Genomic DNA, 14,457 nt, shown 5'->3' on the forward strand with positions numbered 1-14,457 from the left:
AGTACACCGTGATCGTCTTCCTGCTCCCCGCCGGGGACTACGACCCGACCGAGGCGGCGGTGCCGTGGGCAGCGCTGCGGGAGGCGGGCCACGAGGTGCGGTTCGCGACGCCCGACGGCGACGTCGCGCTCGCCGACCCCCGGCTCACCGACACCGGATTCTCCTGGCTCTCCCCCTGGCTGATGACCCGTCGCGCCGAACTCGGCACGTACCGGCGGCTCACCGGCGACCGGAGGTTCCGCGCGCCCATGGCGTACGAGGACGTCGATCCCGGCGCCCTCACGGGTCTGTTCGTCCCGGGCGGCCACGCTCCGGGCATGCGCACGCTGCTGGAGAACGCCACGGCGCAGCGGTTGTTCGCCGAGGTCTTCACCAGAGGTCTGCCGGTGGGGGCCGTGTGCCACGGCGTCCTCTTGGCCGCCCGCGCCAAGGACCCCGCAACCGGGCGCTCGGTGCTCCACGGACGACGGACCACGGCCCTGACCGCGCTCCTGGAACTGACCGGCTGGAACCTGACCAGGCTCTGGCTCGGACGCTACTACCGCACGTACCGGACCACGGTGCAGCAGGAGGTCACCGAGGCCCTTGCCGACCCGGGCCACTTCCTGCCCGGCCCGGTGCTGCCCCTGCGTGACACGGCCGCCCGGCCCGGCCGCGGATTCGCCGTCACCGACGGCAACTACGTCTCGGCACGCTGGCCGGGCGACTGCCACCGGCTGGCGGCGGACTACCTGACCGTGCTGGAGGCGCACCGGGCGCGGGCGACGGCCCGGTAGCCGCCCCGCCGCACCGGCGCGATCGGCGCCGGCGGGGCGGTACGGCGCGGAGCGTCCGGGAAGGGTGGGACCGGACCGCTCGCGCGGTTGCCGGGTCGGTGGTGTGCGACACGGCAGCGCGGGAGGCCCCTCTCCCCCGGCAGCGGGGAGAGGGGACCCGGGAGTTCGCAGGACGGAAGTCCCCGAGGCCGGGTGAAGATCACGTTAGGCGTTCGCCGTCGTCCCGGGAACACCGCGGCCGCGATCCCGTCCCGGGGACGACGCCGCCCCGGCGAACGGCCGGGACCGGCCTCCGTAAGACCTCCACCGGACGGCCGGAGCCCGGTCCGCCGATCGGACCGACCTCGCGGTGGGTCCCCGATCGGGCGCATGAACCCGCTTAGGGTGAGGGGACCGGCTGGTCCGGCACGGCGACGCGATCGATCCCGCGTCGTCCACACGAACGGCAGGCGGCCGCGCCCATGTGCCCGTGGGGGGTAGCGGGCGGGCCGCCTGCTTCCAGCCGTACGGCTCACGGTCCCGGGACGTGCGGCGTGGCGCCTTCCGCGCCGGCCGGTGCGGCCGCGCCGGGTCCGCCCAGTCCGCCCAGGACGAAGGCGACCAGGTGGTCGGTGTCCGCCCGGGTCGGCACGGTCCCCGCCCGCAGGTGCTGGTGCAGGGCGGCGACGGTCAGCAGGTAGACCGTCCGCGCCCCGCGGGCGGCATCGGCGGGCCGCGGCCCGGCGCCCGGCAGCGTCCTCTGAACGGCCGCGGCGCGCAGTGCCTCGGCCAGGGGCTCGATCATGGCGTGCTCGGAGGCGCTCTGCTCCTCGGGGAAGCGCGAGGCGAGCCGGTCGGCGTGGGCCAGGAATGGCCGCGTGCGCGCCGCGCTGCGGGCATCGGACGCCTGTGCCAGGACCCCCTCCACCCACGCCCGCACCGCTTCCGCCGGTGTCCCCGTGCCGGCCATCCGGCGGCGCAAGTGCGCCGCCATCCGCCGGCGCCCGTCGTCGAGCATCGCGATGAACAGGTCGTCCTTGGAGCGGAAGTACCGGTAGAAGGCCTGGTTGGACAGACCGGCCTCGTGCAGCAGGTCCCGCATGGTGAGGTCGAGGGCGCCGGTCCGTTCGACCACCGTGTACGCGGCCTCCACCAGGCGGCGCACGTCCCGCGCGGAAGCCCGGCTGCGTTCGGCGAGGGACCGGTCCACGGCCCGCGCCACGAGCCCCTGCTCGATCGCTTCTCCCGTCATGGCCCCTCCGCAACTCGTAACCGTACAAGCGATGTTGGCACAACCTCTGGCGGTACGGAACGGCCGTCCCTATGGTGAGAACAGTGTTCTGATGGGTCATCAGATGGAAACTGCGGGCGGCGACGAGGACCGGTGGTGCGATGGAACGCGAACTGCTGCTGACGGGCATCGGGGGACAGGGCATCCAGCTGGCGGCCCACCTCCTGGCACGGGCCATGGCGGCCGAGGGCCGTCACGTACAGCTCTTCGGCAGCTACAGCGGCATGATGCGCGGCGGCAGTACCGAGGCCACGCTCGTCGCCGGTGACCAGGAGGTGCAGAGCCCGCCGACCGTCTCCCAGGCCTGGTCCGCGATCGTGATGCACGACGCCCACGCGCCCGGGCTGACGGCCCGGATCCGCCCGGGGGGCCTGGTGGTGCGCAACAGCACCCTGTGCGGGCCGGCCGAGGAGGCCGCGGCCCACCGCGTGGCCGTCCTCGACGTACCGGCGACCGCCGTCGCGACCGGGCTGGGTTCCGTGGCGGCCGCCACCCTCGTCGCCCTCGGGGCCTACGTCCGCGCCACGGACGTGGTCGGGCTCGAGGCCCTGGACCGGGCCCTGCCCGAGGTCCTGCCGGCCTACCGGCGTGACTCGGTGGCGGTCAACGTCCGCGCGCTGCACGCCGGTTACGGCGCGGTGCCCGAAGTGCGCAGCCCCGCCTGGGCAGGGGCCGCGGCATGAGCGCCGGGACGCTGGTCATCGACACCGAGGCCTGCAAGGGCTGCGAGCTGTGCATCGCCGCATGCCCGCCGGGCGTGCTCCTCATGACGGCCGACGAGGTCAACACGCGGGGCCACCGCTACCCGCTCCTGCTGCCCGGGTGCATCGCCTGCAACGCCTGCACGGCGATCTGCCCCGACTTCGTCTTCCAGGTGTACCGCTATGACCGGCCCGCGGAGGCGGCCCGGTGACCGGCGGCCCCGCCCGGCTGATGGCCGGGTCCGACGCCCTTGCGGCCGCGATGGCGGCGGCGGGCTGCCGCTTCTTCGCGGGCTACCCGATGACCCCGTTCACCGAGGTCCTCGAAGCCATGGCACGGGTCCTGCCCGACGTGGGAGGTGTCTGCATGAACGCGGAGAGCGAGATCGAAGCCATCGGCATGTGCTGGGGCGCCGCCGCGACCGGAACCAGGGCCGCCACCGGATCGACCGGCCAGGGCCTGGCCCTGATGCAGGAGTCCCTCGCGGAGATGACGCTCGCCCGGCTGCCCCTGGTGGTCCTGCACATGGCGCGCGGCCAGGGCGACTACTTTCAGGCCACCCGGGGCGGCGGCCACGGCGACTACCGCCTGCCCGTCCTGGCGCCCCGCGACGTGACGGAGGCGGTGGAACACGTGGCGCTGGCCTTCGAGTGGGCCGAACGCTGGCGCACGCCCGTACTGGTCCAGGGGGACTACTACCTGGCCCACACCCACCGGTCCGTCGACCTCCCGCCCCCCGCGCCCGCGCCCCTCCCGCCGCCCTGGGCCCTGGACGGCAGCACCGGCGGGACCGGCGCGGCCAAGCTCCTCTCGCCCCTCGGCTCGGTCAAACAACGCGACGCCCGGGGCGCAGAGGCGGGCTACGACCTGGCCGTCCACTACCGCGCCTGCGCCGCCCGTACCCGGGAGATGCTGCGCACCATCGAGCCCCGGGTCGAGGCGGAAGCCGTCGAGGACGCGGAACTGCTCGTCATCGCGTACGGCACGCCCGCCGCGTACGTCCGTGCCGCGGTCCGAGACCTGCGCGCGAGGGGCCTGCGCGTCGGGTACGCGCGGCCGGTCACCCTGGTTCCCTTCCCCTACGACCGGATCGCGCGACTCGCACAGGGCACCCGGCGCGTGGCGGTGTACGAGAACAACACCGGACAGGCGGTGGAGGACGTACGGCTCGCGGTCGACGGACGGGTCCCCGTCGAGTTCATCGGCGGGCTGTCCACGGACCCGTCCGGCTTCGGCGTGGCACCGGACCTGGACGTGCACGCGATGGCGCGCCGGATCACGGAACGCCTCGGGCGGGAGGCGGCCCGATGACCGAACGCCGCACGCTGCCCGTCGTCCCGACCGACGGCCCGCCCGCCTGCGCGGCCAGGCTCGTGCACGACTTCACGCCCGCCCTGATCGACGTCGGTGCGCACCAGCTGTGTCCGGGCTGCGGCGAGCCCATCGCGATGCGGACCGTCGTCGAGGCGGTCGCCGAGCTGGGCCTGACCCGCTCGAGCGTGGCCGTCTTCGGCATCGGCTGCTACACGGCGTTCTCCAACAACCTCGACATGGAGGTCGTCCAGGCCCTGCACGGACGTGCGCCGTCCGTGGCCACCGGCGTCAAGCGCACCCGCCCGGACCTGACCGTGGTGACCGTCCAGGGCGACGGCGACATGGTCAGCGAAGGACTGCAGGAGGTCCTGCACGCGGCGGCCAGGGGCGAGCGCATCACCTGCATCATGCTCAACAACGGGGTGTTCGGGGAGACCGGCGGCCACATGACGGCCACCACCGTGCTCGGCCAGCGCACGAAGAACACCCTCGACGGCCGGGACGCGGCCCGGCACGGTCACCCGATCCGGCTCGCCGACCTGCTGGCAGGCATGGAGGGCGCCGTCTACGTCGCCCGGGGCTCCGTGGACACCGGCGCCAACGTGCGCCGCACCAAGCGGATGGTCCTGCGCGCGCTGAGGGCCCAGCGGTACGGCTTCTCGTTCGTGGAGGTGCTGACGATGTGCCCGACCGGCTGGTTCGTGGAGACCACCCAGGCCCCCGGCTACCTGGCGGACCACCACGCGGAGGTCCACCGCCCGGGCGTGCTCAAGGACGAGGTGGAGCAGCTGGACGGCGTACCGGAGGAGGGTCAGGAGTGGCACTGAAGGACGAGATCGTCGTGGGCCTGGCCTATCCGGCGGCCTGGGACCGCCGGCCACCCGGAACGATCGCCCGCGATGTGCGCGCCCTGGAGGCCGTGGACCGGCGCGTGGTCGTCGGCCACTGCTCACTGGCCCGCCCGTCGTCGCAGCCCGCCGGTGTGGCCGCCGCGCGGCTGGACGTCGCGGTCGCCCTGACCCTGCCCCCGGACGTCACCCGCATCGCACCCCGCCTGCGCTGGGTGCAGTCCCTGGGGGCCGACGTCGGCCGGCTGCTGTCCGGGGGCCTGGCCGAGGCGGGCATCCGGGTGACGTCCGGCTCCGGGGTCAACGCCGTGGCGGTGGCGGAGTTCGCCTTCGCGCGGGTCCTCGCCCACTTCAAGCGGTTCGACGAACTGGCCCTGCTGCAACGGGAGCACCACTGGAGCCCCCGCCACGGCACCCAGCTCAGCGGACGCACCCTGGGCATCCTCGGGCCCGGGGCGATCGGCTCCGAACTGGCCCTCCGAGCCCGTGCCTTCGGGATGCGCGTGACAGCCGTGCGCCGCCGTACCGGCCTGCCCTCCCCGGGCGTCGACCGGGTGTTCGGCCTGCCGGACCTCCACGCGATGCTCGCCGAGTGCCACGCCGTCGTCGCGTGCCTCCCGGACACGGCCGGAACCGTGGACGCGATGGATGCCGCGGCGTTCGCGGCGATGCGCCCGGGATCCTTCTTCTGCAACGTCGGCCGCGGAACGGCCGTCGTGGAGGAGGCCCTGGTGGCGGCGCTGCGCGCCGGGCACCTGGGCGGAGCCGCCATCGACGTGGCCCGCGGCGAACCGCTCGCCGCCGACAGCCCGCTGTGGGACGTGCCGGGTCTGGCCGTGTCCCCGCACTGCGCGACGGCCGCCGACGCCCACTTCGAAGGCCTCTACGGCCTGCTCCGGGAGAACCTCGTGCGCTTCCTGGACGGACGCCCGCTGATCAACGAGGTCGACCCCGCACTCGGGTACTGACATCAAGGAGGAAGACCATGGCAGTGGAGCGGCAACTCGGAGGTATCGGCACCAGCATCCTCTTCGAGGACGAGCGGGTACGGATCTGGGAACTGCGCCTGGCACCGGGCGAACAGAGCGACGTGCACCGGCACGAACTGGACCACATCCTCATCCAGATCTCCGGCGACCGCATCGCCGTCCGCCCGGAACCCGACACCGAGGGCCCCTACAGCGAGTACCTGGAGGCCGAGGTGGTGCCGGGAGCGGTGATCCCCGTGGGCCCCGGTGGCGTGGAAACGGCCGTCAACACCGGGCGACAGCCCTACCTCGAGGTCATCGTCGAGCTGAAGCAGGCCTGAGACGTGGACCGTCCCCCCACCGCCGCGCAGGACCAGCTGCTGATCGGCGACGTGTTCGCCAACGCGGGCCGGGCGGTGCCCGACCGGCCCGCGGCGGTGCTGGGCGAGCGCTCGATCACCTTCGGGCAGCTCGACGGGCGGGCCCACCGCCTCGCCGCCCTGCTCCACGACCGAGGCCTGCGCCGGGGCGACCGGGTCGCCTGCTGGTCCGGGACCGACCTGGACCTCGTCGTGCTGTTCGCCGCCCTGGCCAGACTCGGAGCCGTGTTCGCCCCGGTCTCCGGCACCCTCGGACCCGCAGAAGCCGCGCACGTCGTCTCTTCGCTCCGACCGGCGCTCGTGGTGGCGGGGGAGGCACTGCCACCGGCCCCGGCCCTACACGCCGGCGCACCGGACGGCTTCGTGACGGGCCTGCGGGAGCTCATCGCCGCCGCCGGACCCCAGGATCCGCCACCGCCGGCGCCCTACGACACCCCGGACCTCCTCGAAACCGACCCGCAGGCGATCTTCATGACCTCGGGATCGACCGGCAGGCCCAAGGGCATCGTCCTCTCCCACCGCGCCGGCGTCCTGCGGTCGTACCCCGGCTCCCAGCTCGAACCGCGCGGCGCGGCCGTGTGCACTTTCCCGCTCTTCCACATGGCCGCGTGGACGATATCCCTCCAGCAGTGGCAGGCACGGGACACGGTCGTCTACCTGGCGCGCGCCGACGGCGCCGCCATCCGCGCGGCCGTGACCGCCCACCGAGCGACCCGTCTGTACTGCGTACCCGCCGTCTGGCACCGAGTCCTGAAGGCGGCCGCGGACCCCCTCCCCACGCTCCGCTTCGCCGACAGCGGGACCTCCGCGGTCACCCCCGCACTCCTCGGCGCCATCCGGGCCGCCGCCCCCAACGCACACCTGCGCGTGTTCTACGGCTCGACCGAAGCCGGCAACGTCACGTCCATCGATGGCGAGGAACTCCTCGCCCACCCCCACAGCACGGGCCGCCCGGGCACGTCCGTACGGATCCGCCTCGACGCCTCGGGAGAGCTGCTGGTCCGCGGCCCGCTCCTGTTCCACGGCTACTTCGACGACCCCGAGGCCACCGAAGCGGCCTTCACCGACGGCTGGTACCGCACGGGCGACCTGGCCGAACAAGACGGCTCCGGCCGGCTCACGATCCTCGGCCGGACCGGTGACCTGATCAGGACCGGGGGCGAGACGGTCGCCCCCGCCGAGGTGGAAGCCGCCATCACCGCACACCCGGCGGTCGCGGAGGCCGCCGTGGTGGGACTGCCGGATCCGGTGTGGGGCGAGGTCGTCGCCTGCCTCTTCGTGCCGAAGGACCCGGAAGCCGACCCTCCGGGCCTGGACGAACTGCGCCACTACCTGCGGGGACGCCTCGCCGCGCACAAGCATCCCCGTCTGCTGCGCGCGGCGCCCGCCCTCCCGCGCACGGCGGCGACGGGACAGCCCAGGCGGCAGCAGGTCCGCGCGATGCTCCAGACGCCCGCACCGCCCCCGCCGCGCGGGCCGAACGGGCCGGCGGCGCACGGATAGGGCCCGAGTGGGCGCACGGGCACGTGGTTCTGCCCGTTCTCCTGGCCCGGACCCGGGTCCTCTCCGGGAGCGGGCCACGGCAACCTGCCTCGCAGAAACCGACAAGTGAGGTGACCCGTGGCCCGATTCAGTACCCGACATCAACAACTCGCCGCCTACTGGTGGAGCCGGCTCGACGAGCACTGGACGGAGTACGACCGGCTCAAGTCGGAACTCGACGCCTGGTCCTGCCGCACGTCGCTGCTACAGCCGGACACGCCGCCGCAGCCGGCCCAGACCGTGCAGGGGATCCTGCGCGACTTCTGGGAATGCGGCACCTGGTGGTCCGGGCTCAACCCCCTGAACGGCGATCCCTGGCAAGAGTCCTTCCAGCCCGTCTCCCTCTTCCTGCACGGCCTGGCGCAGAGCCCGCACACGTCCTCGGACGATCCGGGGCAGACGCGCGCCTCCCTGCGCCGGATCCGCGACGTGGCCCGCGGCTCCGCGTGCGGGTGCGAGACCGCCGCGGAAAGGGTCGGGGCGGCGTGCCGCGAACTCGAACTCGACACCACCGCCCGGTCCCTCCGGGACGAGTTCGCCTGGGCGGCGCTGGACACCTACTTCACCGCGGTGAACGCCACCGTACGAGACCTGTACGAGTGGCTCGACGAGCTGGTGGACTCCTGGCAGGCCACACAGGCCGAGGCGTACATCCTGGAGCACAGCGGTCCGGTCGCGGACCCGCTCCCGGAACAGTGGGGGTCACCCGAGCTGATCATCGGAACCATCAGGAAGAAGGCCATGGACCTCGGTTTCGAGGGCGCTGGATGCGCTCTCCTCAACCACAGCGTGGTGGCCAGTCTCAAAGGAACCGCGACGCTCCCCACCAAGATCCCCGGCCCCGAGTACCGGTACACCGAGCACGCCACCGCCGAGACCTACGGCACGGGGAGGCAGCTCAGCGGCCACGACAAGCTGCTCCGATACTTCCAGCGCCGTGCCGAGGCACGCGACGGCGGCGTCTGGGTCGTGGAGATGACCGGCAAACGGCTCGGAGTGGGCCACGGTGTCACGGTGATCTGCCGTGGCGGAGAGATCAGCTACATCGACGCCGGTCTGGGCGGCGGACGCAGGGCCGTCATCGGCCCCCTGGAGCTCGCCGACTGGCACACGGCCTGGGGCTTCGACACGTTCGTCGTCTTCGACGCCGGGGGCATGTCGCCTGCCGTGTACCAGGCCGGCGGGGAGCCGGTGACGGAATGGGACGCGCCGCGCAGCAATTGGAATCCCGGCTGCACCGTCCAGTGACGGCTCGGCCGGGGCGAAGGGGCCGGGCCCCCTCCTCGGGGGGAGAGGGGGCCCGGCGGGGGCGGTCGGCGGCACACCGTCAGGGGGGAGTGACGGGTCGTGCGGCCTCGCGCGCCGTGGCCGTCCCTCACCCATGGGTACGGCCAACTGGGCGCCGACCAGGATCCCCACGCGGAGTACCTTGACCGGATCCCGGTCGGCTGTCTCCGACCCTAGAGCGGACGGAGCCGCAATGGGGAGTCGCGGCGGCAGAACGGTCCGAAGGTCTAGTCCCCGCATGCCCGGTGGGGGAGCCCGGAGGTCCGGCCCCGTGCGCGGTGCGGCCGCCGCGCTGCCCGAACGGGCCGAGCGGAGTGCCCAAGGGGCACCGTGCGGGTCGGCCCCACCACAATGCCGGTTCGCGTGGTTAGTCTCGATTCAGGCAGCGGCCGTCAATGGCGCCGGAGCGCTGCCTCCCCGGCCGGGTCCGCACAGGCCCGCGGCCGGACGGACGGTCCGCGCAGGAGATCCAAGGACAGCCTCCTGCGCGGACCGCGCCACACACCGCGCACCCGTCCGGACGGCCGGCGATCCAGGAAGAGGCCGTCCGCCGGATCTCAGCTCCACGACCGAATCCCCGAACGTCTCTCCTCCTCGATGAGGGCGGAGAGCGGAGACCCCTCGAAGTCGCTCTGGTCCATGGGGACCAGCACCTCGGCCGAGGTCCCCGTGGGCACGTTGTTGCGCAGGGTGAACGTGCCCCCCGCCCCTTCGATCCGCCCGCGGTGCGAGCTGATCCCCAGGTGTCCCGATGCCGCCTTGTCGCGCAGGATGTCCGCGGTGATACCGATGCCGTCGTCCGAGACCTCGAGCCTGGCCCAGCCTTCCCGCGGCGAGCTCAACCGTATGCGGGCCGCGTTCGCCCGGGCGTGCTTGACCACGTTGTTCAGCAGCTCGACAGCGGCCCGGTGCAGCATCCTGTCCGCAGCTCCGGCCGAGGCGATCTCGCATTCGACCCGCACGTCGAGCCCGGAGCGCTGCGCCGTGCGCTCGGCGAGGTAGCGCAGGGCGACGGCGAGGCCCTGGGAGTCGAGGATCTCGGAGTGGAGCGAGGTGACCGTCGAGCGGAGCTGCGCCGTGGCGTCCTCCAGGGCCCTCTCGGCACGCAACAGGGCGTCGCTCGGATGCTCCGCGACGGCCTCGTCGATGTCGTGCCGGGCGGCCAGCACCGTCTGCAGCGCGCCGTCGTGCAGCGCTTCCGCGAGCTCGTCGCGTTCCCGTTCCTCGGCGTCCATGATCCGGGCGAGGAGCCACGCCCGGTGCTGGAAGAGGGCACCGATGAGCCTCACGCGCTTGCGCTGCACCAGGGACAGCAGGGCGCACCCGGCGCCGAGCAACAGGATGAACAGGGCGTGGGAGCTGGTGTAGTCCCAGTAGGGGTTGGCGTTGCCCTGGCCGATCCCGATGCCGACGACGTACAGGACGGCCGCACAGACGGTGATCGCCAGAGTGAAACGTGCCCGGAACTGGAAAGCGGCCATGACCGGCACGAGTGCCAGGGCATCGTCCATGAGGGGTGAGGACCACGACGTGTCCGAGAACGATCCGGACACGGTCAGCAACACGGTCAGGGCGACGAGGTCCACGATGACCGTCCACCAGACCACCTGGATGCCGAGCCCGCGCTGTGGCGCCGACATCCACAGCAGGATGGCCCACACCGCGTAGACGGACACGATCGCGATCGACGCGCCCGGATGCTCCCGTGGCGGGTAGAGCACGAGCTCGACCCCGAGGAAGAGGATGACGGCGATCCTGAACAGGCACTGCATCCGGACGGCGAGCATCCGCTGCATCCGGATCACGCGTTCGGGCGGGCTCGGAAGGTCCCTCGGAAACGACTCCGGATGGGAAGGACGGCTGAACGGTGCCATGATCCATCGCCCCTAACACGTCTCTCCCCAGCATTGCTCCCCTTGCGCGAACCGCAACCCGGGCCGTCGTGGGGTCCGGGCACGGCGGCCCGCCGCCGGACTAGACCGATCCCGGTCCGATCGGGCGAGTGGTCCGGCGGCCCCGGTCCGCTAGACAGGGGTCCGGTCCGCGTCCCCGAAGGAGCCTCCGTTGAACGACCCGTCCGACCTGCACCGTCTCTCGCGCCGCCGGCACGCGGCGACCGCGCAGTTCCACCGCTGGTTCCAGCTGTACGAGCGTCCCCGCGACGCCGAGCGCGTGGAGCGCCAGCTCCGGCTCTTCGCGGACGGCTTCGAGATCACCACCGCCGACGGCGGCCGGATCACCACGCGCGACGCCTACCGGGAGGGCATCACCGCGTACGGGCCGGAGGAACGGCACGCCCACCACGTCCGGCACCTCACGATCACCGAGATCGACCGGCACCGCCTGAGGCTGGACGCCGAGGTCCGCTACGAACGCCTGGACGCGTCGGGCCGGGCCACCGGCGCGACGATCGCCTACGAGGGCGAACTGATCGGCTCGGTGGACTTCGAGCCGCTCTTCACCACGCTGAAGATGACCGTGGTGGACCGGCTGGCGGAAGCGGCTTTCACCGATGCCTATCCGGCCAACCGGGCGCTCTCCGTCATCCACCGGTTCCTTTCCCTCGTCGAGGCCCCTGACCTGGGCGGGAACGCCTATGACGAGTTCCTGGGGAAGGACGCCGAGCTCGACCTCGTGCTCGGCACGGCGACGATCACGAGCCGCGAGGAGTTGGCGCGATGGCTGGCGGAGTCCTCGCACCGGGTGGCGGCCGGCACCAGTCGGCACACGGTCGAGGCGTTCCACGTGGCCGCGGACCACGACGGGCTGTACACCGTGGGCATCGACCTCGACTGGAACGGTGCCACCGCCGCCGGGGAACCCGTCGCCGCGCGCCTGCGCTACGACTGGACCCTGCACGACACGGGCGAACGGTTCTGCCGCCTCGTGCGCAGCAGGAACGAGCCGCTCTCGCCGGCGCCGCGCATCCCCTTGGCGTGAGGCGGTCAGGCCGCCCGGCCGGCCGGTGAACCCGCGTCCGCACCGTACGACTCGATCATGAAGTCGTACGCCGCCTCCACCGCGTGGCTGCGGAGGTCTGCGCCGACGGGACGCCCCCCGGCCGCCGGGCGCTCGTACTCCACCGGGGCCGGTACCGCACTCGCGCCGCTTCCCTGACCCTGACCTGCGTATCCGTACTCCGGCATCATGTCCTTGCCGCCCTTCGGTGAGACAACGTCCTTCCGTTGTACGCGGCTTTCGGAGGCGGTCTCATACCCCGATCGGTGGAGCGGGCGGACCATGGCGACGGGGCCGTCAGGTGGAGCTCGCCACGTGCAGCCGGGCATCCCAGCCGATCACGGCCACCACCGGACCCGCGGCCCGGCAGACGTCGGAGGGCCCGCCGACGAAGGGCAGGGGGCTACGGCTCCACGACCGGCCGCTCGCGGCCCCCGCCCCGAGGACACCGCCCGCCCCGCGGCCCGTGAGGCCGCCGGCGCACGAGGCGGCCGCACCGTAGCCGCCGGCACCGCCACCCGCGTCGGAGACGGGGGACAGCCGCAGCCCCTCGGGCCCCGTCGTCGCCACGGTCCGCAGCAGTTCGCCGGAGACGGGCCGGCGGAACCAGAGTCCGACGCCGTCACCGCTCGGCGCGGCGGTCAGCGGCAGCGTCGTGGCGGGCAGGCCGGTGGCGACGGGGGGACCGAGCACTCCGTCCGGCCCGTGCGAGGTCCATGCCGTCACGGACGTGGGCGTGGCGGCGAAGACGTATCGCGTGCCGTCCGAGGCCGTGGCGGTCACCGGGTCACCGGAGATGCCCGTCCCGCCGAGGGATTCCCAGGGGGTCCAGGAACCGTCCGCGGCCTGGGTCCGGCCCCGCAGGGTGTAATCGCCGTCGTGTACGTAGACGCTCATCCGGCCGTCCGCGTCCACGGCCGCCGCGGGGGCGCTGAAGTCGAGGGTGCCGTTCACGTTGTCCGTGGGGGGAGCCCCCAGGGACTGCCAGGGCGTGAAGCCCTCGCCGCCCGGCTTCTCCTCGACGGTGTAGACGACATGGCGGCCGTAGTCGGCGGCGGTCGCACCCAGGACCGTCCGGGTGGCGAAGACGGCGATCCTCCCGTCGGGCAGGGTGATCGCGTCCGCCCCCTGGTCGATGCCCGTGCCCGGCAGCAGCCGCGTGTCGCTCCACGCGCCCCGGGCGGTGCCGTGCCAGACGGCCAGCTGTCCGTCGAGCACCGAGAAGGCCCAGGTGGTGCCGTCCGGTCCGGCCGCCAGCCAGGACGTGCTGCCCCCGCGTGCGTAGCGGATGTCGTCGCCCCAGTGGTTCATGTCGAAACTCGTGGCCAGCTTCCGGTCTCCGCAGCCGGCGGGGCTGCCGCAGTCGTCGATCCCGTCGCTCCAGGCGTACGCGGCGAGAGTGCGCAGCTTGAGCCCCGCGGCGGCAGCGTCCAGAACCTCGGCGTAATTGTCGGTCTGGTAGCCCAGGTAGTTCTCCACCGTGAAGTGCGGCCGCTGCCCGAACGGCACCACGGCCGCGTACCGGGCGAGGGCCGCCTGGACGAACCTCGCGCCGTAGACGTGGTCCTGGTGGTCGGCGCTGGGGTACTTGCCCGGAGTGGGGTCCTGGGTCCGGACCAGGGTCGGCCGGTACCGTTCCAGCACGCCCACGAGGGTGGAGACGACCTGGGCGCGGGTGTACGAGAACGGCTTGTGGACCGGGGTGCCGGAGGTGAGCATGGACGGGATCCGGCGCGTGACACCGTCCCACAGACCGTGCAGGCTGACCGGCGCGTAACCGCTGACGGACTCGGCTTCCTTCATCTCGAGCCAGACCAGCTGTACGGACGGCTTCGCCCGCAGCACGTCGAGCTCGGCCTGCCCGCCGCCCGCGGTGCCGATCACGGTGCGCAGCCAGGGGCTGGTGCGCTTGCCGGTGGCCATCAGGGCGTAGGCAGCGCGGATGCCGTTCTGCCGGGCCTCGGAGTACACGGGCCGGTCCCCGACGGGCACGAGTCCTTCCCGGTGCAGCGCCGCGATCTCGCTGCCGTCCATGTTGACGCCGTCGGCCTCGCCCGAGGTGAGGTAGACGGTCGTCACCGGGATCCCGTCGGAGACCGCCTGCTGGACGTCCGGGTTCATGAAGAACAGGTCGTCGTCCGGGTGCGCGACGATCTGCACGACCCGCGTGGGGCCCGCGGAGAGTGAGGCCACGGTGGCGGCCCGCTGCACCTGCGCCGATGCCTGTGCCGAGGCCGCCGGCACGGTGATGACCATGACCAGCGTGACGGCGAGGCAGAGCAGGGCCACGAGTGCCGGGAGCCCCTTGACGCGGGCCGGGCTGCGCGGAAGGGACGGGATCATCGGGGCGGTCCTCCGGGATCGTTCGCGGGATCCCGCGCCAGATGCGGGCCCCTCACCAGTACAGGGCGG

At 73.1% G+C, this 14,457-nt stretch carries 14 protein-coding genes; 10 read left to right on the forward strand and 4 right to left on the reverse strand.

What is annotated here, in order from left to right; all coding sequences use genetic code 11:
- Nucleotides 1-8 precede the first annotated feature (8 nt).
- Nucleotides 9-776, forward strand: coding sequence for a type 1 glutamine amidotransferase domain-containing protein (locus ACTVZO_RS39020; RefSeq protein ID WP_443302895.1), 768 nt, complete (start codon nucleotides 9-11; stop codon nucleotides 774-776).
- A gap of 511 nt (nucleotides 777-1,287) precedes the next feature.
- On the opposite strand, the gene ACTVZO_RS39025 is transcribed toward ACTVZO_RS39020, so the two are convergent.
- On the reverse strand, nucleotides 1,288-2,007 hold the full coding sequence (locus ACTVZO_RS39025) for a TetR/AcrR family transcriptional regulator (RefSeq protein WP_443302896.1): 720 nt from the start codon (nucleotides 2,005-2,007) through the stop codon (nucleotides 1,288-1,290).
- A 140-nt stretch (nucleotides 2,008-2,147) separates the two neighbouring features.
- On the opposite strand from ACTVZO_RS39025, the gene ACTVZO_RS39030 reads away from it, so the two are divergent.
- The 8 genes from ACTVZO_RS39030 to ACTVZO_RS39065 all read left to right on the forward strand — a co-directional run bounded on the left by ACTVZO_RS39030 (nucleotide 2,148) and on the right by ACTVZO_RS39065 (nucleotide 9,048).
- The gene (locus ACTVZO_RS39030; RefSeq protein ID WP_443302897.1) at nucleotides 2,148-2,729 is read left to right on the forward strand and encodes a 2-oxoacid:acceptor oxidoreductase family protein; all 582 of its coding nucleotides are present in this window, start codon (nucleotides 2,148-2,150) and stop codon (nucleotides 2,727-2,729) included.
- On the forward strand, nucleotides 2,726-2,959 hold the full coding sequence (locus ACTVZO_RS39035; protein ID WP_443302898.1) for a 4Fe-4S dicluster domain-containing protein: 234 nt from the start codon (nucleotides 2,726-2,728) through the stop codon (nucleotides 2,957-2,959). Before ACTVZO_RS39030 ends, ACTVZO_RS39035 begins: the two co-directional genes overlap by 4 nt.
- Nucleotides 2,956-4,059: a hypothetical protein gene (locus ACTVZO_RS39040; protein ID WP_443302899.1), complete on the forward strand. Its 1,104-nt coding sequence runs from the start codon at nucleotides 2,956-2,958 to the stop codon at nucleotides 4,057-4,059. The genes ACTVZO_RS39035 and ACTVZO_RS39040 overlap by 4 nt, the downstream gene beginning before the upstream one ends.
- Complete coding sequence (locus ACTVZO_RS39045) at nucleotides 4,056-4,889, forward strand: thiamine pyrophosphate-dependent enzyme (protein ID WP_443302900.1); 834 nt, start codon at nucleotides 4,056-4,058, stop codon at nucleotides 4,887-4,889. The genes ACTVZO_RS39040 and ACTVZO_RS39045 overlap by 4 nt, the downstream gene beginning before the upstream one ends.
- Nucleotides 4,880-5,878, forward strand: a complete 999-nt coding sequence (locus ACTVZO_RS39050; protein WP_443302901.1) for a D-2-hydroxyacid dehydrogenase — start codon at nucleotides 4,880-4,882, stop codon at nucleotides 5,876-5,878. Before ACTVZO_RS39045 ends, ACTVZO_RS39050 begins: the two co-directional genes overlap by 10 nt.
- Before the next feature lie 17 nt (nucleotides 5,879-5,895).
- The gene (locus tag ACTVZO_RS39055) at nucleotides 5,896-6,219 is read left to right on the forward strand and encodes a hypothetical protein (RefSeq protein ID WP_443302903.1); all 324 of its coding nucleotides are present in this window, start codon (nucleotides 5,896-5,898) and stop codon (nucleotides 6,217-6,219) included.
- 3 nt (nucleotides 6,220-6,222) lie between these two features.
- The gene (locus ACTVZO_RS39060) at nucleotides 6,223-7,761 is read left to right on the forward strand and encodes a class I adenylate-forming enzyme family protein (RefSeq protein WP_443302904.1); all 1,539 of its coding nucleotides are present in this window, start codon (nucleotides 6,223-6,225) and stop codon (nucleotides 7,759-7,761) included.
- Nucleotides 7,762-7,878: 117 nt separating this feature from the next.
- Nucleotides 7,879-9,048 (forward strand): hypothetical protein, encoded by a 1,170-nt coding sequence (locus ACTVZO_RS39065; RefSeq protein ID WP_443302905.1) that lies wholly within the window; start codon nucleotides 7,879-7,881, stop codon nucleotides 9,046-9,048.
- Between the two features lie 596 nt (nucleotides 9,049-9,644).
- Here the strand turns inward: ACTVZO_RS39065 and ACTVZO_RS39070 are convergent.
- Nucleotides 9,645-10,883 carry a sensor histidine kinase gene (locus tag ACTVZO_RS39070; protein WP_443303410.1) on the reverse strand — a complete coding sequence of 413 codons (1,239 nt, stop codon included), beginning with the start codon at nucleotides 10,881-10,883 and terminating at the stop codon, nucleotides 9,645-9,647.
- A 268-nt stretch (nucleotides 10,884-11,151) separates the two neighbouring features.
- Between ACTVZO_RS39070 and ACTVZO_RS39075 the strand changes: the two genes are divergently transcribed.
- Nucleotides 11,152-12,027: a hypothetical protein gene (locus tag ACTVZO_RS39075; protein ID WP_443302906.1), complete on the forward strand. Its 876-nt coding sequence runs from the start codon at nucleotides 11,152-11,154 to the stop codon at nucleotides 12,025-12,027.
- A 5-nt stretch (nucleotides 12,028-12,032) separates the two neighbouring features.
- On the opposite strand, the gene ACTVZO_RS39080 is transcribed toward ACTVZO_RS39075, so the two are convergent.
- Nucleotides 12,033-12,170 (reverse strand): hypothetical protein, encoded by a 138-nt coding sequence (locus ACTVZO_RS39080; protein ID WP_443302907.1) that lies wholly within the window; start codon nucleotides 12,168-12,170, stop codon nucleotides 12,033-12,035.
- Nucleotides 12,171-12,342: 172 nt separating this feature from the next.
- Complete coding sequence (locus ACTVZO_RS39085) at nucleotides 12,343-14,388, reverse strand: PIG-L family deacetylase (protein ID WP_443302908.1); 2,046 nt, start codon at nucleotides 14,386-14,388, stop codon at nucleotides 12,343-12,345.
- Between the last annotated feature and the right edge of the window lie 69 nt (nucleotides 14,389-14,457).

This window comes from Streptomyces sp. IBSNAI002, assembly GCF_052244475.1.
In the GTDB taxonomy this organism is placed as follows: Bacteria; Actinomycetota; Actinomycetes; order Streptomycetales; family Streptomycetaceae; genus Streptomyces.

What these genes read in the sequence shown, in the direction of transcription:
- ACTVZO_RS39025 (WP_443302896.1), bottom strand. Translation starts at nt 2,007, where the DNA reads ATGACGGGAGAAGCGATCGAGCAGGGGCTCGTGGCGCGGGCCGTGGAC.
- ACTVZO_RS39030 (WP_443302897.1), top strand. Translation starts at nt 2,148, where the DNA reads ATGGAACGCGAACTGCTGCTGACGGGCATCGGGGGACAGGGCATCCAG.
- ACTVZO_RS39035 (WP_443302898.1), top strand. Translation starts at nt 2,726, where the DNA reads ATGAGCGCCGGGACGCTGGTCATCGACACCGAGGCCTGCAAGGGCTGC.
- ACTVZO_RS39045 (WP_443302900.1), top strand. Translation starts at nt 4,056, where the DNA reads ATGACCGAACGCCGCACGCTGCCCGTCGTCCCGACCGACGGCCCGCCC.
- ACTVZO_RS39055 (WP_443302903.1), top strand. Translation starts at nt 5,896, where the DNA reads ATGGCAGTGGAGCGGCAACTCGGAGGTATCGGCACCAGCATCCTCTTC.
- ACTVZO_RS39070 (WP_443303410.1), bottom strand. Translation starts at nt 10,883, where the DNA reads ATGCAGCGGATGCTCGCCGTCCGGATGCAGTGCCTGTTCAGGATCGCC.
- ACTVZO_RS39085 (WP_443302908.1), bottom strand. Translation starts at nt 14,388, where the DNA reads ATGATCCCGTCCCTTCCGCGCAGCCCGGCCCGCGTCAAGGGGCTCCCG.